General features: G+C 48.5%; 16 protein-coding genes and 2 pseudogenes. 9 read left to right on the top strand and 9 right to left on the bottom strand.

Annotated features, from left to right (window positions below; genetic code table 11):
* The first annotated feature begins 135 nt into the window (after positions 1-135).
* On the top strand, positions 136-909 hold the full coding sequence (locus DZ54_RS0102395; RefSeq protein WP_025672974.1) for a type IV toxin-antitoxin system AbiEi family antitoxin: 774 nt from the start codon (positions 136-138) through the stop codon (positions 907-909).
* Between the two features lie 4 nt (positions 910-913).
* Positions 914-1831 carry a nucleotidyl transferase AbiEii/AbiGii toxin family protein gene (locus DZ54_RS0102390; protein WP_025672973.1) on the top strand — a complete coding sequence of 306 codons (918 nt, stop codon included), beginning with the start codon at positions 914-916 and terminating at the stop codon, positions 1829-1831.
* A 22-nt stretch (positions 1832-1853) separates the two neighbouring features.
* Here the strand turns inward: DZ54_RS0102390 and DZ54_RS0102385 are convergent, their stop codons facing one another.
* The 5 genes and pseudogenes from DZ54_RS0102385 to DZ54_RS0102365 all read right to left on the bottom strand — a co-directional run bounded on the left by DZ54_RS0102385 (position 1854) and on the right by DZ54_RS0102365 (position 7110).
* Complete coding sequence (locus DZ54_RS0102385) at positions 1854-2135, bottom strand: DUF134 domain-containing protein (RefSeq protein WP_025672972.1); 282 nt, start codon at positions 2133-2135, stop codon at positions 1854-1856.
* A gap of 127 nt (positions 2136-2262) precedes the next feature.
* A pseudogene (gnd, locus tag DZ54_RS18375) lies at positions 2263-3710 on the bottom strand (decarboxylating NADP(+)-dependent phosphogluconate dehydrogenase).
* 11 nt (positions 3711-3721) lie between these two features.
* Entirely contained in the window at positions 3722-4447 is a 726-nt protein-coding gene (pgl, locus tag DZ54_RS0102375; RefSeq protein ID WP_025672971.1) for a 6-phosphogluconolactonase, read from the bottom strand.
* Entirely contained in the window at positions 4444-5946 is a 1503-nt protein-coding gene (gene zwf / locus DZ54_RS0102370; protein WP_025672970.1) for a glucose-6-phosphate dehydrogenase, read from the bottom strand. Before zwf ends, pgl begins: the two co-directional genes overlap by 4 nt.
* A gap of 237 nt (positions 5947-6183) precedes the next feature.
* A complete protein-coding gene (locus tag DZ54_RS0102365; RefSeq protein ID WP_128080434.1) occupies positions 6184-7110 on the bottom strand; it encodes a LysR family transcriptional regulator in 927 nt (308 codons plus the stop codon).
* 219 nt (positions 7111-7329) lie between these two features.
* Between DZ54_RS0102365 and DZ54_RS0102360 the strand changes: the two genes are divergently transcribed.
* On the top strand, positions 7330-8961 hold the full coding sequence (locus DZ54_RS0102360) for a glycoside hydrolase family 13 protein (RefSeq protein ID WP_025672968.1): 1632 nt from the start codon (positions 7330-7332) through the stop codon (positions 8959-8961).
* A 102-nt stretch (positions 8962-9063) separates the two neighbouring features.
* Here the strand turns inward: DZ54_RS0102360 and DZ54_RS25435 are convergent, their stop codons facing one another.
* The 3 genes from DZ54_RS25435 to DZ54_RS0102350 form a co-directional block, all read right to left on the bottom strand.
* Positions 9064-9603, bottom strand: a complete 540-nt coding sequence (locus DZ54_RS25435; protein ID WP_205619358.1) for an ATP-grasp domain-containing protein — start codon at positions 9601-9603, stop codon at positions 9064-9066.
* Positions 9604-9641: 38 nt separating this feature from the next.
* Positions 9642-10310: an ATP-grasp domain-containing protein gene (locus tag DZ54_RS25430; protein ID WP_205619357.1), complete on the bottom strand. Its 669-nt coding sequence runs from the start codon at positions 10308-10310 to the stop codon at positions 9642-9644.
* A gap of 147 nt (positions 10311-10457) precedes the next feature.
* Positions 10458-11423 (bottom strand): zinc-binding metallopeptidase family protein, encoded by a 966-nt coding sequence (locus DZ54_RS0102350; RefSeq protein WP_025672967.1) that lies wholly within the window; start codon positions 11421-11423, stop codon positions 10458-10460.
* Between the two features lie 314 nt (positions 11424-11737).
* Between DZ54_RS0102350 and DZ54_RS0102345 the strand changes: the two genes are divergently transcribed.
* From DZ54_RS0102345 to DZ54_RS18355, 6 genes and pseudogenes are all read left to right on the top strand, one after another.
* Positions 11738-13744 (top strand): hypothetical protein, encoded by a 2007-nt coding sequence (locus DZ54_RS0102345; protein ID WP_025672966.1) that lies wholly within the window; start codon positions 11738-11740, stop codon positions 13742-13744.
* A gap of 192 nt (positions 13745-13936) precedes the next feature.
* Positions 13937-14614, top strand: coding sequence for a hypothetical protein (locus tag DZ54_RS26610; RefSeq protein ID WP_276201974.1), 678 nt, complete (start codon positions 13937-13939; stop codon positions 14612-14614).
* A 77-nt stretch (positions 14615-14691) separates the two neighbouring features.
* Complete coding sequence (locus DZ54_RS25750; protein WP_420804827.1) at positions 14692-15045, top strand: M23 family metallopeptidase; 354 nt, start codon at positions 14692-14694, stop codon at positions 15043-15045.
* 388 nt (positions 15046-15433) lie between these two features.
* A complete protein-coding gene (locus DZ54_RS0102335) occupies positions 15434-17263 on the top strand; it encodes a M4 family metallopeptidase (RefSeq protein ID WP_025672965.1) in 1830 nt (609 codons plus the stop codon).
* A 265-nt stretch (positions 17264-17528) separates the two neighbouring features.
* Positions 17529-18267, top strand: a pseudogene (locus tag DZ54_RS18360) (substrate-binding periplasmic protein).
* Positions 18268-18333: 66 nt separating this feature from the next.
* A complete protein-coding gene (locus DZ54_RS18355) occupies positions 18334-19833 on the top strand; it encodes a methyl-accepting chemotaxis protein (RefSeq protein ID WP_338053714.1) in 1500 nt (499 codons plus the stop codon).
* A 152-nt stretch (positions 19834-19985) separates the two neighbouring features.
* Here the strand turns inward: DZ54_RS18355 and DZ54_RS27300 are convergent, their stop codons facing one another.
* A complete protein-coding gene (locus DZ54_RS27300; protein WP_164831541.1) occupies positions 19986-20150 on the bottom strand; it encodes a hypothetical protein in 165 nt (54 codons plus the stop codon).
* Between the last annotated feature and the right edge of the window lie 314 nt (positions 20151-20464).

Here is a 20464-nt window from a genome sequence, read left to right as displayed (position 1 = left end):
CTCTATATTCACGGCAATCATTGACGTAAAAATATAACTATTCAAACAAAAAACCGAAAAAAGTTTGAAATTTTCAAAAAATACGTCAATAATCAACGTGTATTTTATTTTTTATAAACCAGTATGGAATGACTCATGCTGAACACTGAAGCGAGACAACAACTACAGAAAGTGCTGCCCCTAGATATGGTTGCTACTAAGTCATGGCTGGAGGCACAAGGACTTAATCTGCACTTTCTAGATAATGCGATACGAAACCAAACGCTAGTCCCTCTTGCAGCCGGTGTATACATAAGGCAAGAAGCGAGACTATCTTGGAAAGGCATCGTTGCTTCGTTGCAATGTATGACCCATACCCCTATCCATGTTGGGGGTCTTACCGCGTTAGAGCTGGAAGGGTTTAGTCATTATCTGTCCAAAGGAAGCAAACCCAGCGTTCACCTTTATTCTGCTCAAATGCTCCCCCGATGGCTGGCTAGAATCGATGCACCCGCACAATTTGAATGGCACGGCACACGTCGCCTTTGGTCACATGTAATGATGCAAAACAATCAATATCTTAGGCAAGATAGCTGGCAAGCATCACTCCCTCCATTGCTGTATTCCTGTCCAGAAAAAGCTATCTTAGAGCTTTTAGCTATAGTGCCCAATACCATCAGCTTTGAACATGCTGACAAACTTATGCAAGGATTACACAACCTATCGCCTCGTAAGCTGAATGCCTTGCTGAGAGCCTGTAGCAGTATCAAAGCAAAGCGCCTCTTTCTCTGGCTGGCAGGAAGACATCAACACGCTTGGCTTAAGCACCTCGCACCAGAACAATATACACTGGGCTCTGGTAAAAGACTGATCGCTAAAGGAGGAAAACTAGAGCCAACGTGGCAAATAACAGTGCCTAAGGATATGTGAAAGCATGGATAGACGAAGCCACTACTACCGACAAGTGCAGCTACTACTCAGGATTATTCCTTTTGTTGCCAAGCACGACTGTTTCGCTCTCAAAGGTGGGACCGCTATCAATTTATTCGTTCGTGACTTTCCTCGACTTTCAGTTGATATCGACTTGGTTTTTCTGCCCATGATGGAACGGAATGAAGCACTACGGACCATCAAGAGCAACCTAGATATCCTGGCCTCCACGGTCACGACTAACATCGACAATACGCGTGTTGTCAGCGCCTACCAGACTAAATCAGATGCTCTTCGTTTATTAGTGGAGCGAGATAACGTTCAAATCAAAATTGAGCTATCCCCTGTGCTACGCGGTACGGTTTACAGCCCCCGAGTCATACCCGTAAGTGAGGCTGTTGAAGATGAGTTTGGTTTTGCAGAAATGTCAGTGGTAAGTTTTGCCGATTTATACGCGGGTAAAATCTGTGCAGCACTGGATCGTCAGCACCCAAGAGATCTTTTCGACGTCAAGCAACTACTTGATAATGAGGGCTTCACCAATGAACTTCGTAAAGCCTTGTTGGTTTATATTATTAGCCATCCACGTCCGATTGCCGAGCTACTCAACCCACACTTCAAGGACATTTCAGATGCTTACGAAGGGGAGTTTCGGAATATGGTCGATCAAGATATTCCCCAAACGGAGCTCGAAGCAACTCGCAAGCAGCTGGTGAGGATTATAAACTCGTCTTTGACGCCCCAAGAGCGATCATTTTTACTGTCCTTCAAAAATCTCACGCCTGATTGGGCGCTTTTAGAGCTGTCGGGAATTGACCAGTTACCAGCTATCCGTTGGAAAATGCAAAATCTCGCCAAAATGAAAGCAGAGAAACACTCAGGCGCGTATCGTCAACTTAAACAAATATTAGGCCCGATGTAAGCCAAATAAACTCGGCACAACACTACTCTTCTGACTCAAACACCAATGCTTTGCCTTCTACAAGGCAGGCGGTGGTTTTGGCGCGAGCGCGTTTAACAAGGTTGGCTAAAGTCTGACGAGACACGCCCATTACTGCCGCGGCTTGCAGTTGCTGCATACCCTGATGATCAACAAGGCGCATGGCTTCGAACTCATCCAAGCCAATGGTCACCGTATCCAGCTCACTGAGCGGAATCGCGTTAGGTTTAAAACAATTGGTATGGGGTTTCCCGCAGATACGACGGGGCATTTTAGGGCGCGGCATAGCTTCTCCTTTTTTGCCCATCGTAAGCGAGTTTATTGCTTATGCCAACAAAAAGGGATGCCGATGCATCCCTTTTTTATTTATCACTACTGGCAGTAACTTAGTCTGTCACGTTACACGCCGTACGTTACACGTCGTACGTGGTAGAGGCGGTGTTACCACCAGTACCCGTCCAGTTAGTGTGGAAAAACTCACCACGTGGCTGATCGATACGCTCATAGGTGTGCGCCCCGAAGTAGTCACGCTGGGCTTGCAGCAGGTTGGCTGGCAAACGTGCCGTGGTGTAGCCGTCCAAGAAGGTCAGCGCCGATGTGGTACACGGCATTGGGATACCGGTTTCCATCGATTTCGCCGCCACTTTACGCCATGCGGCTAAGCAGTTATCTAAGATACCTTTAAAGTAGGCATCTGAGCCCAAGAAGGCCAAGTTAGGATCCTTAGCATAGGCATCGCGGATGTTACCCAAGAAGGCCGAGCGGATAATGCAGCCGCCGCGCCACATGAGTGCTACGTTGCCGTAGTTGAGATCCCAGCCGTTCTCGTTTGACGCTTCACGCATCAGCATAAAGCCTTGCGCATAAGAGATGATTTTTGATGCCAGCAACGCTTGACGCAGTGCATCAACCCATTCGGCTTTATCGCCATCAACCGGTTGAATATGTTTTTCAAACAAGGTCTCTGCTGCCACTCGCTGATCTTTCAATGCTGACAGACAACGCGAGAACACCGATTCAGAGATCAGAGTAAGCGGGATACCAAGATCCAGTGCGTTGATGCCGGTCCATTTGCCGGTACCTTTTTGGCCTGCCGTGTCGAGGATCTTTTCAACCAATGGCTCACCATCTTGGTCTTTATACCCCAAGATGTCTGAGGTGATCTCAACAAGGTAGCTATCCAGCTCGGTTTTGTTCCAATCGGTGAACACTTGCTGCATCTCGTCATGGCTCATGCCAAGGCCGTCTTTCATGAACTGATACGCTTCGGTGATCAGCTGCATGTCGCCATACTCGATACCGTTGTGCACCATTTTCACAAAGTGGCCCGCGCCGTCACGGCCGACCCAGTCACAACATGGCTCGCCGGTATCGGTTTTCGCCGCAATACCTTGGAAGATAGGCTTGACCGCTGGCCACGCTTCTTCTGATCCACCCGGCATAATAGACGGCCCGAAACGTGCGCCCTCTTCACCGCCAGAGACACCGGCACCAATAAAGTGAATGCCTTTTTCACGCAGCGCCGCCACGCGACGGTTGGTATCTGGATAGTTGGTGTTACCGCCATCGATGATGATGTCGCCTCGTCAAGTAAAGGGGTGAGCTTGTCGATAAACGTATCGACCACATCACCAGCGCGAACCATCAGCATCACTTTACGCGGCGCTTCTAGCTTCTCAACCAGCTCTTCCAACGAGTAAGCGCCAACGATGTTGGTGTCCTTAGCTGGACCGGCAAGAAACTCATCGACTTTGGCAGCGGTACGATTGTGTGCCACCACTTTAAAGCCGTTATCGTTCATGTTGAGGATCAGGTTTTGGCCCATGACCGCCAAACCAATTACGCCGATATCACCTTTCATCGTGCTCTCCATTAATTCTGTTCTGGTAATTTTTTTGCTGCCGCGGCATCGAGTACCCATTCCGTGGTGCCTTTCGCGCTACGGATATTGGCGGCAGGATATGGCAGTTGAGTAGGCTCGTGCGTGGCAATTTCATGCACGATCGCTTGCTTGCCTTCACCCAACACCAGATAACTGATTTTCTTCGCCGCGCGCAGAACACGGGCGGTTTTTGATACGCGTTTTTGGCCAGATTCTGGATGTGAAGCCATCAGCGCCAAGGCGGTATTGTCGTACTGAGGATCGTGCGGGAACAACGAGGCGGTATGGCCATCGCCGCCGACACCCAGCAAAATCCAATCAAACACGGGCGTGCCGTTTTCGCTTGGGATCAGCGCTTGCATTTCAGCACTGAAGCGTGCGGCTTCTACATCCGGATCGTCTTCGCCACGAATGCGGTGAATGTTCTCTTCCGGGATACGAATTTGGCTAAACAGCAACTTATCGGCTTCGCCAAAGTTGCTCTCAGCATCATCCGGTGCCACACAGCGCTCATCGCCCCACCAAAAATGCAGATGTTGCCACTGAATCGCCGTGGCGTAGTCGTCACTGGCTAAACGCTTAAACAACATTTTGGGTGTGCTGCCACCAGACAACGAGACGTGAACCGGTCGGCCTTGTTCGCTAAGCGCTTGCATCGCGTCAGCTAAGTGATTGACCACCGCATCGGCGTCATCAAAAATACGGGCATTGATCATAGTTCGCAGTATTCCGTGTCTGTGAGATTTTTGCAGGGGAAACGCCACGCATGGTCGTCTCGCGCCAGCAAGTGATCGGCTTCTTTCGGCCCCCAAGTGCCACAGGCATAACCATATAGGGCTTTGCCATTGTCCTTGTATTGGAGAATGGGCTCAACAAACTGCCAGCAAGCTTCCACCGCGTCACTACGGGCAAACAAGGTCGCATCGCCTTTCAAGGCATCAAGCAGTAAACGCTCATAGGCGGTCAGCATCTGAGTTTCTTCCAGCGAGGTATAATGGAAGTCCATATTGACCGCTTTGGCGTTAAAGCCTGCGCCCGGCTCTTTGAGACCGAAGCTCATTTGAATGCCTTCGTCCGGCTGAATACGGATCACCAAACGGTTCTCTGGCGCATTCTTACCAAAGACGGGATGTGGCGTTTGTTTAAAGTGGATCACCACTTCGGTCACGCGCGTCGGTAACCGTTTACCGGTGCGCACATAAAAGGGCACACCGTTCCAACGCCAGTTGTTGATAAACATTTTTAGACCAATGTAGGTCTCTGTGCGCGAGTCTTCCGCTACACCCGGCTCGTCGCGATAGCTAGGGAGTGCTTTGCCCGCAACTTGCGATTCCGTGTACTGGCCCAGCACCAAGTTATTATGCAAGTCATCGTCAGAAAGCGGCTCGAGTGACTGCAACGCTTTAAACACTTCATCGCGCATCGCATCAGCGTTGATCTGTGCCGGTGGCTCCATCGCCACCAATGACAGCACTTGCAACAGGTGATTTTGGAACATATCGCGCACCGCGCCAGACTGATCGTAGTAACCACCGCGCCCTTCCACCCCGAGGTGTTCAGCCCCCGTGATTTCCACGTAGTCAATAAAGTTGCGGTTCCAAAGCGGCTCGAACATCGCATTCGAGAAACGGAAAACCAGCAGATTTTGAACCGTTTCTTTACCCAGATAATGGTCAATACGGTAAATCTGATGCTCGGCAAAGTACCCGTGAATGTCTTTATCTAGCTGACGCGCTGAAGCAAGATCATAGCCAAATGGCTTTTCCACCACCAAGCGCTTCCAACCGTTGCTTTCATCATTGAGGCCATGTGCCGCCAGACAGGCTGGTATAAAGTTATACAACTTGGGCGGAGTGGCGAGGTAGAAAAGCGTGTTGCGCTGCGTGAACCCGTATTGGTCGGACAATTCGTCTAAACGATCCGTTAATGCACCGTATTCATGGGTGTCAGAGATATTGAACGATTGATAATGCACGTGCGTCATAAAGGCGTCGAGCGTGGCTGGATCGGTTTCTTCAAGCTCTTGCATCGAACCACGGAGCTTGTCGCGGAACGACTCGTCATTGTAGAACGTGCGGCTCGCGCCAAGAATTGCGAAAGACGCAGGCAGCTGTTTGTTCGCATACAAATGGTACAGGGCTGGGATCAGCTTGCGGAATGTTAGATCGCCAGATGCACCAAAAATAACAATACTGCTGTTTTCTGGTATTACCATCATCTTTCCTTTGATAAAAAAGGTATTGCATGTGATTTGCGCCACAAATTAGCAGCGCAATGGCCAAATTGGTAATTGGCGCTACCTATTGATTTCATCGATGTTACCACTGGATTACTGGGTCGGCTGGCTAATCCCTACGTGCGCAGCCACCACGACACAGGCAGTGTGCAACAAAGGCGTTTTAGTTTAGCACTTTATTCGTTAATAAGCTGCCCCGTACTGAGTAGGAGGTGGTCAACCCGCATTTGGCTCCATCCAGTTACCCCCAGTTCTTATCAGACGCGCGACAAAACGTGCCACCTTGTCGTTTGTCGCCCCTAATGCGGTGTAAATACCGACATTGCCCCGTTTTGCTTGGTTAAGCCAAAGCATGTTCACGCCTTTTTCGCTGAGAAGTGACGCGGCTTTGTCGGTGTAAGGCATCACAGCTTGTGTACGTTGCAGCAACGAAACACTGGCAGAGAGCGAATCAAGGTCAAAGGCATGCGGGTGAAGGTTTAACAACGGTGGTAAAGGACGAGACAGTAAATGCGCATGGCGAGGGTGATCCGGTGTCACACGCAACAAAGGCCAATTGCATAAAGATGCGGACAGATCCTGCTGACGGTGACGCTTATCTTGACGGAATAAAGGATGATCCTGATGCGCAAACCAGGCTTCTGTATCTTGAAACAGGGGCGTAAAACGCACCTGACTGGTCGCTATGAGCTCACTGATTTCATGGCCAATAAAGACATCAATGTCGCCATTCAAAAGCGATGACATTAAGGCTAACCGGTTACCAAATTCAATATGGACCGAGCACGGGTGCTCCGCTTGATAGGCCACCACCGCTGATTCGACAAATAATGGCCACCAGGCCTCTCCCGTCCCTAGTTTGACTTGTCCAGCTTCTCTGGCCTGAAGTGCATGTAACTGTGCTTGCAATCGCTGGCGCGCAGCATGTTGGGCCGTTGCATGCTGATAATAAAGTTTTCCCGCCGACGTCATGCTGACACCACGCGGATGACGCACCAATAATGGGCTCGATAAACGCTGTTCTAGTTTTTGTATTTGTGCAGTCAAGGAAGGCTGGCTGATCCCAAGCTGTAACGCCGCCGCTTTAATGCTGCCACTTTCGGCCACGACCAAAAAATAGCTAGCCGCTTTTTCTATATCCATCGTATCACCGCTCACATTTTTGCTTTAACAGCTATAGTCTAAAAGATGTACTAGCTTCAATCATAGTCCGTGATAATCTCTATTATCACTTATGGATATAGCTAAATACCTATAGGTAAGGAGCAGGTATCTATTTTTCATCTTGGTCAGGAGCAGATACATTCATACCCATCATTGAACCGCGGTTCAAACTTATCGAAAAATAAAGAGGTAACGGGTATGCAGTACGCTTGGTGGCATGATGCCGTTGTTTATCAAATCTACCCACGCAGTTTTTACGACACCAATGGCGATGGCATTGGCGATCTTAACGGAATTATCGAGAAACTTGATTACTTGCATTGGCTCGGGGTCAATGTGTTATGGCTATCGCCGGTGTACCAATCGCCGATGGATGACAATGGCTACGACATTTCCGATTACTGCGCGATTGCGCCTGAGTTTGGCACCATGGAAGACATGACGCGTTTGATTGATAAAGCTGGCGCGCTCGGGATTAAAATCGTGATGGATTTAGTGGTGAACCACACCTCCGACGAACACCCTTGGTTCCAATCCGCGCTCAAAGACAAAAACAGTCCTTATCGCGACTTTTACATTTGGCGCGATGCCAAACCCGATGGCAGTGCGCCGGATGACCAAGGCTCAATTTTCGGTGGCAGCGCATGGCAATGGGAGCCAAAGACCGAGCAGTATTACTTTCACTTGTTCTCAACACGCCAGCCCGATCTGAATTGGGAAAACCCAGCCGTCCATGATGCCGTGTTTAAGATGATGAACTGGTGGATTGATAAAGGCATTGGCGGATTCCGTCTCGATGTGATTGATCTGATTGGCAAAGAAATCGATAGAGGCATTACCGGCAACGGACCACGCCTTCATCCGCTGCTACAGGCGATGAATCATGCCACGTTTGGCGGCAAAGACTTGCTCACCGTCGGCGAAACATGGGGCGCAACGCCCGAGATTGCCAAGCTTTACAGCGCATCGGAACGCAATGAGCTATCTATGGTGTTCCAATTTGAACATATTACCGTAACCTGGAAAGACGGGGATAAATGGCAGCCCGTGCCGCTCGATGTCGCCGCACTCAAACAGGTGTTGTTCAAATGGCAACAAGAGCTGGCCGATAGCGGTTGGAACTCGCTCTTTTGGAACAACCATGACTTACCTCGCGCGGTATCCAAGTTTGGTCATGACGGTGAATACCGGACACGCTCAGCAAAAATGCTCGCCACCACTTTGCACTTGATGAAGGGCACGCCGTATATCTATCAAGGGGAAGAAATTGCGATGACCAATGTCGCCTTTCCGTCTATCGACGATTACCAAGACATTGAAACCCGCAATTTTTACGATTTACGCGTCGCGGAAGGCGTCGATCCAGACACCATGATGGAGGCGGTTTACCAAAACAGTCGTGATAACGCGCGCACTCCGATGCAATGGGAGAACGCCCCGCAGGCAGGCTTTACCCAAGGTACGCCATGGTTACCGGTTAATCCTAACTACCCAACCATTAATGTGGCACGCGCAACTGAAAATAGTGGCTCGGTGCTTTATCACTACCGTGAGCTGATTAAGCTCCGTAAACAATACCCAGTGATCGTATACGGCCAATTTGCGCCTGTGGCGGAAGATCATTCGGATGTCATCGCTTACGAGCGTTTCGACGACACCCAGCGTGTTTTGGTGGTCAGCAACTTTAGCGAGCAAAAACAAACCATCACTCTCCCCGCGCACTGGCACGATAAGGCACTAACTTGTTTAAGCTACAATCTGGATCCGGTTAAACAGTTAAGCCGCACCTACATACTGGCGCCTTATGAGTCGTTTGCGGTGCTGGTTTAAGCCCTCACGGTATCGCATAGGCAATCCCCGACAAAAAAGCCTGGGCCCAGATCAGTCTCTGGCCCAGGCCGTGGGGGATAAACAGGATTTTACCAAGATGTGCTAGACGTAGAAATCCAAGTCTTCTTGGGCTTTCAATAGATCCCGCATTTTGATCGGATCATCCCCGAAGAAGAAGACCAGTCCCCAGTGGGTACCAAAGGCATCTCGCTCCGGAACCGTCTCTTCAGCAGGCGCTTGAAGCTCATGGAAATCAAAGTAAGGATGTTCAACACACTCTTTTGGCATCTCTAACTGACTGACGACACGCCGTTTAGGATAAACACCAAAACAGCCCGCGTATCCTTTTGCATCAACAACTTCGCGAGGGAAGAAAGCGTCGACTTCTGCTTTTGTGCTCTTAGGATCAAAGACTAAAAATGACGCCTGATAAGCGTTAAAGCCATAAGCTCGCTCGATCAATTCAAACGCCTTAAAACCAGGCGGGCGATAGGCGACTTCACCAAAGTACATGGTGCCGTCACTGGTCACAAAGTACTCTGGGTGAATCTGGCCGAACTGGATATCAAAGGTTTTAATCAATAACTCAATTTGCTTGGTAATCGCCTCTCGCCAGCTCTCAAGTTCTTTTGTCGCAGGCACAAACACCGAGTAACCCAGTGTGACGTATTCCGAAATATTTAAAAACGTGATCTTGCCATCGTGAATCCAGCTTCAACGGCGAATTCCCATCCATCAAGATGGCTTTCCATTAACAGTGGGTATTCTTCCGCCGGAATAGTATCGATTTCGTCAACGGTACGCAGCATGCGATGTCCCAGACAGCCGGCTTTATCAAACGCTTTGACATGAATCGGATCGTCTGGATCGCCGTCAAGCTTGAGTAATGTCTGGTTAACACGCTTCATAAAACGCACAATATCTTCTTTCTCGTGCGCTTCTTCGAAGATGCCGACACGGATACCACCCAACTGGGCACGACGTTTCATCAACGCCTTGTCACGGAACAAAATCGATTGGCCGTACATCCGAGGATTATCAAGCAGCACAGAGTTGATGGCGCCGGACCATTCAACCGTTTCTTCAAACAATGGCACCGCGACATCGACGCCTTCCTTCTTAAGCTTCTCAGCAAGCACGATGGAGGTGTCATCAAGCCGGAGAAAATCCCAAGACATAAACGGGATATTGTTCGCAGTACAGAAGTCTCGCGCCCACTCTGGTGCAACTACGATATAGCGACGATCAAATTTCTGAGCCGCCTTGATTGCGTTGACACTCCATCCCAGCAATGCGATGTAGCCTTTGTTTGGATCTTTGGGGGTTTCAGTTCCTTTAACAGAATCCATAGAGGGGTCCCGCCAGGACAAAACCTCTGAAGACATTTCTGATTCGGGCGTAATCGCCATATTTTTAACTCCTTTTATTGGTATTCATGGCCGTAAGATTCACCATTCCAAGCTGGTGACCATAGAGACCTTTGACTTCGTTTCTATTCATCGTCCCTGAGCTCCACGACGTAACCAATCGTGCACAAATGCTAACTTTCGGTGTGCCGCCTCAGACAGTACGTAGGGGTAAACATCTGACAGTCCCATAGATCGATTGATATGGTTAATGCGCATGACAATGGTAGAGGCGACATGAACCAAGAGTCCCGTGTCCGGCTCGGCATAAGGATCCCAGCCGTGACTAGGCATCTCGGGCGACACAAGCCCGGAAGCCACAAAGCTGTCAGTGATATCAGTCAGGTGTAATAAGCTGGCTGCGGTTTCCGCCCAATCCTCATGAGGGTGAGCCGACGCATAAGAAGTAATATACGCCTGCTCCCACCCCACCGGAGGCCCTTGGTGATAATGGTGCTCCAACGCGGCAGTGTAATTGACACGTTCATCCCCAAACATCTCACGGAATGCGGTAAGAAAGTCCTCTCGAAGGCTTAAGCGCCACCAAAGCATGTGCGCAATTTCATGGCGCATATGGCCTATCATTGTCCGAAATGGTTCATCCAACGCTTCTCGGCGAGAAATACGCACCACGGGATCGGCTTCAGAAACACTCATTGTCACCACGCCATCACCATGCCCCATCGCCGCCAACGTATTACCATCAGCGAGCATATGGAAGGTAGGCCGTGTCCCCGGATCTTCCGGACGAAACCAATGCCACCGCCCTAGGTTATCAATGACCCAGCGCTTGGCCGCTTCCGTTTCAGCCCAGTAATCAATGGCATTAGGTATATTAGGATCTGGGGCGAGCGCCGTCATCGCACAGGCCCGACAGAACTCGCCCTCTTCGGGAGCTATCCAATTACATCCAATAATGGCACGGTTGGCACAAAATGGCGGCATAGGCAGAAAGGCGCGCGCCTGAGGGTCATAGGCTACCGGTGTTCCCTCTGCAGTGGCCAGGTTGTGAAACCATAATGTTCCGGAACCGACCGGGTTTGTAAAATTCATCATATTCAGTAAAACTCTAGACAAGGCAAACGATGCCACAGAAAATAATTTTCCGTCGGATTAGCGTAGGCGTCGCCTGCCTTAACAACCAGAGATATTTCCCTAAAACTGAAATTGAGTCACAACAAACAGATCTAAGTTTGCTAAACAATGCAGAGCGAGGAACAGGGGCTCATCGCGATGAATACCTGCCGCTGGGGTAGACCGCTAGGATAGAAGGTGCTAAGTGTGATCTCGATACGCTTTTGCTTCCCCCTATTCACTCCCTCTTGTAGACTACGCGCGCGTTGACTATCGACTGATAAGAAAATTTATATATGCCTGCAATTACACCGGCCTTTAAAGTGATAGACGGTTTTTCACTCTGTGCCAATGACACAGAGCGCCTTAATGTATTCTTTACTTATCTTCGTGAAGGTGAGCCAGAGCTGGCAGAATTGCGTCTGGAGCAACTTGTCTTAGCATTAACCAATTCCCCCTCTCAGGCCGCACTATTTGCCAATAGTGTTTGCAATGAAGCAAAAAAGATAAAGCTCTCGCCCGCATTTGTGCAGTTAGGGATCTTTTCTAAAAACGGTCTTGTTACCGACATTTTTCGTCGTCTTTATAACAAAGTCAATCCGCCGCCTAAGCGCTGTAACGATATCAACGACTTATTAAGTTACTTTGTCGGTGGGGAGGATAAAGCGTGGGTCAAAGCCATCTCTCATAAGTGCTGGTTTAAGCTCTACCGCCTGTTAGTGAAAAGTGCCGCCCCCGAGGCAATCCGCTCGACAGGTGCTTATATTAAAAGCGAGCTGTGTTACTCGTTAGAGATGCTATCTATCTGGATTGCCGCGGAAGAATTGGATCCAGAGCTGCTACGCATTGATCGCCGCCTTAACGAGGTTGACTCGCCGTTCATTGCCCTGCAACGTGAAACCCACCAACTCGTCAATGTGATTAAAAACGGCACACCGGATCCAAAAGAAACCGCGCATTTTTGGGTAATGATTGAGCAGTGCCAGCAGCAGGTAAAGCGGATTCGTGCCCGTGGTATAAACCAAATGGGCTTCTCCGCTCACGCCTCGCACATGCTCGAGCGCCTGGATCAAACCTTAAACCGGATGGTCTTGCTAATCCAAATTCTAGACTTTCGGCATCCGCATCAAAAAGCACGCTGTGTCTTAAACCTATGGCGCCAACTGCTGATCTCAGTGACTGAGCGTAACAGTGTGCGCGCGATTTATCGTAAAAGTACGCGCATATTCGCGCAAAGCGTGACACAAAATAAGAGCAACCATGGTGAGCACTATATCGCCAAAACCAAAAAGGATTACGTTAAAATTCTTCGCGGTGCCTGCGGCGCTGGAATGATTATTGCCCTGTTAGCATGGGTAAAGATGTACATCGAAACCCTGCAATTATCGCCATTAAACAATGCACTACTGGTCAGTTTAAACTACGGCATCGGCTTTATGTTAGTGCACATTTTGCACTTTACCATTGCCACCAAGCAGCCGGCGATGACCGCGGCAAACTTTGCTGCGCACGTAGAAAAAAACAAACAAGGACGCACGCGCAGTAAAAAGCTGGCGCGACTACTGATTAATGTGAATCGCTCTCAGTGGTTTGCGGTGTGGGGAAATATCACCGCGGCAATTACCGTGAGTGTACTGGTGAGCTTGCTTTTCAGCCATTTTCATGACATTCCGTTACTGAGCAGCGAACAAGTATCGTATCAAAAAGCTGCTATTCATCCACTCAGTGGTTTGGCTTGGCTCTATGCGGGTATCGCTGGGGTGTGGCTATTTTTGTCTGGTATTATCACCGGTATTCTTGATAACCGTGCTGATTACATTGAGCTGAAAGATCGTTTAATCGGCCATCCTCTGTTTCGCACCATTTCACTTCAACGGCGAGAGCGAATCGCGCTGTATATTCATCAAAACTACGGCGCATTGGGCGGTAACTTTATTTTTGGTGTGCTTTTGGGCATGACAAGCTATTTAGGCTACCTCATTGATATACCGATTGATATTCGCCATGTCGCCTTCTCTTCAGCTCATGCAGCGTACGCGCATATCAGCGATTACCAGTCGTGGTTATCTGTGTTAACCAGCTTGTTTTTTGTGTTGATGATTGGTTTTATCAACCTGTGGGTGAGCTTCGGCCTAGCGTTGTTCGTCGCACTGCGCTCGCGTAACTGTGAGCTGGATATAGCATCGGTACGCGCCGCCGTTATCAACCAAATAAAACAACGCCCAACCTCTCTGTTTTGGCCAAGTGAGACGTCGTCCCCGCCAGTCAAGCCACATTCATCCAATCAACGTCGAGCGCCATAAACAACGACAGATGGCTAGTTAGCAGGTCACCCCGTGGCCGGCTTCACATCTTTTTGACGTCATTGCATGGCTATTACACCGACACCTCCATCACTCTCTCAACTAAGCCATTAAGTATGGTTTTTTGTACATTTAGTGCCAAGCTTTCTTTTGCAGATGACATCTTTTGCGATAACAAAGGGAGCGTAAACTATGATACGTCTATCTCACCTCGCCTTACTCTGTGTCGTAGCAGGTACGGCCAACGCCCATACATTGGTCAGCAGCCACACTCAAATGCAACCCGTCGAGGTACTCAAAGAAGCTGGTGTTCCTTCTCTATGGGTCACGGAGAGCGATTTAGTCTTTCAGCCGCGCCACACGCCTTTCAATATCGATGCGTTTATTCAGAGGGAAATGCCACATTGGGCTCCGGTCAGCGAGGCTATCATGCATTGGAGTGGAGCATCGGGTATCGATCCACGCATTATCATTACGACTCTGGTCACGAATGATCCTTCTTTGATAACGGCTACCCATTCTCTTGATAGGATCAGTGAAGTCAAACTGCTCCAGAATATCGAACAAGTCGCCTCGTCTCTCTCTGCGTGGCTTTATCAGCCTCATGCAAACACCCTCTCGTCATCCGAGCATGCGACTCAAACACTGATTAGCGCATTCAATGTCCCAACAGATTGGAGCCGCTGGATGTCACATTACACCCGCTGGTTCGCGGAACAAAAACCCCTGAACCAGCCTGCTCCAACACAAGCTTTTGAGCAATTAGCCCCACCCCGTGACTTTATGCAATGGCCATGGCGTCAAGGATACTCCTGGTCCCTAATGGACCTCATGCACATTCTGGCTCAGGTTTTCCGTTATCATCCATAGACGTATCTTACGACTGGCCACGTTGGGGTGGAACGACCTACAGCGTAACAGCAGCCCACGACGGATACATCACTGTCATGTCGCGTTGCCAAGTCCGAGTTACCAATGACAACGGGTGGGCGACCAATTACTACCACATGGATGGGATTCAGGTCAGTAATAATCAGTGGGTGGATAAGAATACCAAGCTTGGCAACTACGCCAGTCAGCGGTCTGTCGCTTTGTGCCAAGGAGGCTCTTCGACCGGGCCACACTTACACTTTTCCTTACTAAAAAATGGCCGCTTTACATCACTACAAGATACCAATATCGGTAGCTATCGAGTCCAAACAGGCCGATACAGTTACGACGACGACTGTCGTTACACATGGCTAACCAACACACAAACCAGCAGCAAAGTCTGTCTGTGGCGACGAATCACTAACCCGTAATCAAAGTAAATGAGGCAAGTCTCACCTTCCCTAATAACACAAAGGCCACTTATATCGTGACCTTTGTCTTTATTTCACTCAGCAACGCGATTCATTAAATTTGCGGCCAATCTCTCATAATTAGATAGTTATTTATTCTGTAAATAATTATGGTCACTAATTAATTAATAACAGAAACCCTTTAAAATAAACGAGTCATAGCCATAGTTATTACGCTATTTCATTTAAAACAACTCGATCACGTCACTTTTTGTTTACAAGCCTAGTTGTAACAAGCTTGTAAAGAGGGCTGTTGATAGGTCACGTTAAAAGGGCGAACCAAAACGTTCGTCTTCCTATTGTGCGGTTGGGAAGAAAGGAATCTTTCAACAACAATTAGGGCAATAAAATGAAACTTTCTAAATTGACATGGCTTATCGCTTCAAGTGTCCTGGCGAGCACACCAGCACTCAGCGCAGAACTCATTAACGTCACAGATGACGCGATGCTCAGTCAAGTTCTCGACCAACCTACGGGGGTTTATGCGCCTGCTGGCTCATCGGTCAACCCTTTGGGATTTAAAGAGGTAAAGCGTGTGACTCTGCCAAACGGCAAAGTGAAAGTCCGCTACCAGCAAACGTACCAAGGCGTTCCGATCATTGATACCGCAGTCGTTGCCACCGAGAAAAAAGGTCAGCGTAGTGATGTATATGGCACCATGGCCCAAGGTGTTGCGGCGGATATTATGACGGTGTATCCCGCCCTCGACAGTCAATCAGCATTAGACGCTGCCAAAGCCAATTTTACGCAAAGCCAGCATACGCTTACTTCCGCGTCTTTCGAAAACGAAAACACCCGTTTGGTGGTCAGGCTCGATACTGAACAGAACGCCCAGCTCGTCTATATCGTTGATTTCTTTGTGGCAGGCAAGGATCCAACCCGACCGTTTTATATGATTGACGCCGACACGGGTGAGATCTTAAAACAATGGGACGGCATCAACCATGCTTCGGCAGTCGGTACCGGCCCAGGCGGTAATGAGAAAACCGGACAATATTTATATGGCACTGACTATGACGGCCTTTCGATCGATAAAGTCGGTACAACCTGTACGCTTGAGAACGACAAAGTCAAAACAGTCGATTTGGATAATGGCACGTCCGGCAGCACTGCTTTTTCCTATCCCTGTACAGACGCTAGCAACTACAACGACCATAAATTTGTCAATGGTGCTTATTCGCCACTTAATGATGCGCACTATTTTGGGAATGTCGTCTTCGACATGTACAAGGACTGGATGAATACCGCGCCGCTGAGTTTTCAACTTACCATGCGGGTGCACTACGGTAATAACTACGAAAATGCATTCTGGAATGGTCGTTCGATGACGTTTGGCGATGGCCAGAATACTTTCTACCCCTTGGTTGATATCAACGTGAGTGCTCACGAGGTTAGCCACGGCTTTACCGAGCAAAACTCAGGGCTAATTTACGCTGACATGTCGGGTGGGATAAACGAAGCTTTCTCTGATATCGCTGGCGAAGCCGCTGAATTTTACATGCATGGTGACGTCGATTGGCTGGTTGGTGCCGATATCTTCAAAGGATCCGGAGGGCTACGTTACTTTGAGCAGCCATCTCGTGATGGAAATTCCATTGATGACGCCAGTCAATATCGAGCTGGAATGAATGTTCACCACTCGAGCGGGGTGTACAACCGTGCCTTTTATCTCCTGGCCAACAAAGCGAATTGGGATGTACGTAAAGGTTTCGAGATCTTTACCACGGCTAACCAATTGTATTGGACCGCGAGTAGTACGTTTGATCAAGGTGCCTGTGGCGTCGTCAAAGCAGCCAAAGACCTGGCATACAGCGAGAATGATGTGATTGACGCCTTTAATGCGGTAGGTGTTGACGCCAGTTGTGGCGATAACACTGACAATGAACTTCAGCCCAACCAACCGGTTACAGGATTATCCGGTGGCAGTGGTAGCGAAACATTCTTTACATTTACCGTTGATAGTAACCGTAGCGTCAACGTCAGCATGAGTGGAGGGTCTGGTGATGCAGACCTCTATGTAAAGGCCGGAAACAAACCAACCACGAGCGATTGGGATTGCCGCCCCTACAACTATGGCAACAATGAAAACTGCACCATAAATGCGCAGCAAGGCGTGCTATATCACGTCATGCTACGTGGGTATCAAGACTACGCAAACGTAAGTTTAGTCCGCGATTAACCGCTATCACGCCGCTGTCATTACAGCGGCTTTTTTGTCCATCCAACATGCTGGATTTACTAACAAAGTAGACAGCCCAAACCTATTTCTTCTCTTTCTTTCATGAGTTAAGCGTGAACATAAACGTCACGATTACGTATAAAACTATAACTTTCATAACGTTATAGACATTAATCATACAACAATCACGAGTAGAAAAAATCACGACGCGCATATTTTTTATCTCGTCTACGCTTATAAGAGCAGATAAATAACCGGAGGCGCTATGCTCAAGCATCTGTTCACACTCATTTTATCAGCACTATTACTGATCGCGGCACCGACCCGTGCGGATGTACTGACCATACCATCTCTTGAATGGCCCCCCTACTCCGGTAAAAACCTCCCTGACCAGGGTGCCTCCGTCGCTGTGGTACGCGCCGCGGTTCGAAGTCATGGGCCACGAGCTAAAGGTTGAGTTTTATCCTTGGTCTCGCACCGTCTATCTAGTCAAAAACGATGCAAAATATGCAGGATATTTCCCAGAATATCGCTACGAAACGGATGACCTTGTTTTCTCTGATCCTATCGGTTCCGGCCCACTGGGTTTTGTTGAAAACGTTAATCGCCCTATCGAGTGGTCAACGCTTGACGATCTTGCATCTCACACCATTGGTGTCGTCCGTGGCTACGTTAACACGCCGGAATTAGATGCTCTTATTGCTAATGGCTCGCTAAAGTCATCCGACGTCACCAGCGATACACAAAATCTACAAAAAGTCGGTCGAGAGCGCATCCCCCTCGCCGTGGTTGATGCTAACGTACTGGATTACCTTAAAGAGAACGATCCTGCTCTCAGCCCAGTAAAAGCGAACCTGCAAATGAACAAGAAGCTTCTTGTCGACAAAAAACTCTACATCGCATTTGCCAACAATGATGTGGGCCAAAAGTGGCGCAATATTGTTAACCAAGGGCTTAAAAAAATTGATGTGGAACAGATAATGAAAGAACGTTTAGGCGAGTAATGCCTCTTATAAAGCAAAAGCGATCGTGTTGGGTCGTACGGCAAAAACAAATGGAAGAGTAGCGCTATGTTTAAAAGTCTTAAGGCAATATTTGTCACTCAAGTGGTTATTGCTGTTTCTATCGTGTTAGGTATATCAAGTTATATTGACTACCAGAGCACGAAACAGGAACTGAATAGCGCGCTTGAAACCACCGTGGCTAACGCCACTAACCGAATGAATCTCAGTCTTCCAAAAGCGATTTGGGATTTTGATTTGGAAGCGGCGAGGCTATCCATTTCTGCCGAGCTCAAAGCGCCAGATATCAAGGCGATGAGAGTGCTCGATAATCAAGGCGAAACCATTGTATTTTTGCGCCTTGGTCAAGCGAATGGCGAAGACGGTGAAAGGCAAGCAAAAACGATCGGCGATGGCGAAAAGTCCATGTACGAGTCGATGATGGTGAAAGAAGATGAGCTATCGTTCACCGAATATGGAGAAACCAATCAAGTCGGCACGTTACAAGTCTTCTACAACACTGAGCGACTCGAAGCCGCGTTAGCAGACACACTGACAAGAAGTCTTATCGAACTCGTCGTGCTCGACCTCGTGATTATTGTGTTCTTAATTCTGGCGCTCACCGCAACGGTAGTGAAACCGCTCAACGATCTCACTGCCAGGGTTCGTGATTTGGCTAGTGGCGATGGTGATCTTTCTAAGGTCATCCCCGCCCCTAAATACAAAGAGTTTGCTCAGATAACCGAACATATTAATCACTTCACCGCCTCGCTTCGTGAGATCGTCAACGAGGTGACACAGGCATCAATTAATCTCGCCAGCGTCTCGGCAGAAAGTGGGCAAATGGCACGAACCAACGCCGAGCGTTTAGAGCAGCAAAAACAGAGCCTTTCTACCGTCGCCGCGGCCGCGACACAAATGAACCAGTCGATTGCAACGGTTGCTGATACGGCGAATGATGCGGCGACACATGCTGCCAATGCAACCGACCTTGTGAATCAAGTCTACGGTACTATTGAAAGTTCAGCGTCTGAAATTATTAACATGCGCACTGAAATGGAAAATGTGAATACTGAAATGCACAAGCTGTTGGCAGAAGGTGAAAAAATTTCAGATGTGGTCAACGTGATCAACGATATTTCAGAACAAACAAACCTATTGGCGTTGAATGCCGCGATTGAGGCGGCGCGAGCAGGTGAACAAGGGAGAGGGTTTGCGGTTGTCGCCGATGAGGTCCGCAGCTTATCAGTGAAAACCAGCGAATCGACGGAAAAAATCCAGTCCAATATTAAATCCCTGAGTGGCGCAACCGAGTCGGTTGAAAAAGAAATCAATCGTATTAGTAGTATTCTAGAAAGCACCGCGGGACGCGTATCAGAATCACAAGAGTCCGTTAGCCAAGTGCGCGAAACCATCACTGATATTTCTGAACGAAGCGGCCAGATTTCGCAAGCAACCGATGAGCAGCGTCAGGCCATCGATGAAGTCAGCCAGGCGATTAACGAAGCTTCAGAAGCGACTACTCAGGTTACAGAAGGCGCAACAAGAAAATGCCACACGTACCGATAGAGTGCTGACACTCAGTGAAGACATCAAAGAGCAAATGGGGAAATTTAAAACCTAGCGATATCATCAAAGGCGATAATAAAAAAAGAGGTGTAATTGCACCTTCTTTTTTCTTTTCTAACTCTTTTTTTCTTTTCTAAATAGTTATCCAGATTTTATTTTAAGTAACTATCAAGTATTGATTGCAATTCACCAGACTGGCGCATGGATTCGACGCCCGCATCGAGAGTTGCTTTTATCTCATTAGCCTCTGGGTGTTCACGCGAAATCATCATATGGAACTTATCACCCATGTTGCCGGGAATCGGCTCAACTTGCATCCCGTCAGCGAGGTAATCAATGCCTTGCGCCGCTTTAAACCCCGCAAGGATCTCATAGCGCGCTAAAAATACATCACAGCGCCCTGCTTGTGTCTGTTTAACCAGTTGGCCAAAGTCTTTTGCTGACTTCCTTACCTTACTATCATCTACGCTAAATCCTGTGTAGTTCTGAGGAATCCCCTGATGATTTAGATAAAAATCATCAATTTAAGGTAGATGCACACCTTGTCATATGACCAAATGGTTTCACCAAAAATCAATAACATCAGACAAACAAGATGTGCGAACTCAATATCTTACATGACTCTCTCTAC

This window comes from Salinivibrio socompensis S35 (assembly GCF_000513715.1).
GTDB lineage: Bacteria > Pseudomonadota > Gammaproteobacteria > Enterobacterales > Vibrionaceae > Salinivibrio > Salinivibrio socompensis.
The sequence above is the reverse complement of the archived record's forward strand: the minus strand, read 5'-3'. Positions and strand labels throughout refer to the sequence as shown.

Coding starts and splice junctions, on each gene's coding strand:
- DZ54_RS25430 (WP_205619357.1), bottom strand. CDS start 10,310: ATGGATTCTGTTAAAGGAACTGAAACCCCCAAAGATCCAAACAAAGGC.
- DZ54_RS0102350 (WP_025672967.1), bottom strand. CDS start 11,423: ATGATGAATTTTACAAACCCGGTCGGTTCCGGAACATTATGGTTTCAC.
- zwf (WP_025672970.1), bottom strand. CDS start 5,946: ATGGTAATACCAGAAAACAGCAGTATTGTTATTTTTGGTGCATCTGGC.
- DZ54_RS0102390 (WP_025672973.1), top strand. CDS start 914: ATGGATAGACGAAGCCACTACTACCGACAAGTGCAGCTACTACTCAGG.
- DZ54_RS0102360 (WP_025672968.1), top strand. CDS start 7,330: ATGCAGTACGCTTGGTGGCATGATGCCGTTGTTTATCAAATCTACCCA.
- DZ54_RS0102345 (WP_025672966.1), top strand. CDS start 11,738: ATGCCTGCAATTACACCGGCCTTTAAAGTGATAGACGGTTTTTCACTC.
- DZ54_RS0102385 (WP_025672972.1), bottom strand. CDS start 2,135: ATGCCGCGCCCTAAAATGCCCCGTCGTATCTGCGGGAAACCCCATACC.
- pgl (WP_025672971.1), bottom strand. CDS start 4,447: ATGATCAATGCCCGTATTTTTGATGACGCCGATGCGGTGGTCAATCAC.
- DZ54_RS25750 (WP_420804827.1), top strand. CDS start 14,692: ATGTCGCGTTGCCAAGTCCGAGTTACCAATGACAACGGGTGGGCGACC.
- DZ54_RS26610 (WP_276201974.1), top strand. CDS start 13,937: ATGATACGTCTATCTCACCTCGCCTTACTCTGTGTCGTAGCAGGTACG.
- DZ54_RS18355 (WP_338053714.1), top strand. CDS start 18,334: ATGTTTAAAAGTCTTAAGGCAATATTTGTCACTCAAGTGGTTATTGCT.
- DZ54_RS0102395 (WP_025672974.1), top strand. CDS start 136: ATGCTGAACACTGAAGCGAGACAACAACTACAGAAAGTGCTGCCCCTA.
- DZ54_RS0102365 (WP_128080434.1), bottom strand. CDS start 7,110: ATGGATATAGAAAAAGCGGCTAGCTATTTTTTGGTCGTGGCCGAAAGT.
- DZ54_RS0102335 (WP_025672965.1), top strand. CDS start 15,434: ATGAAACTTTCTAAATTGACATGGCTTATCGCTTCAAGTGTCCTGGCG.
- DZ54_RS27300 (WP_164831541.1), bottom strand. CDS start 20,150: ATGCAAGTTGAGCCGATTCCCGGCAACATGGGTGATAAGTTCCATATG.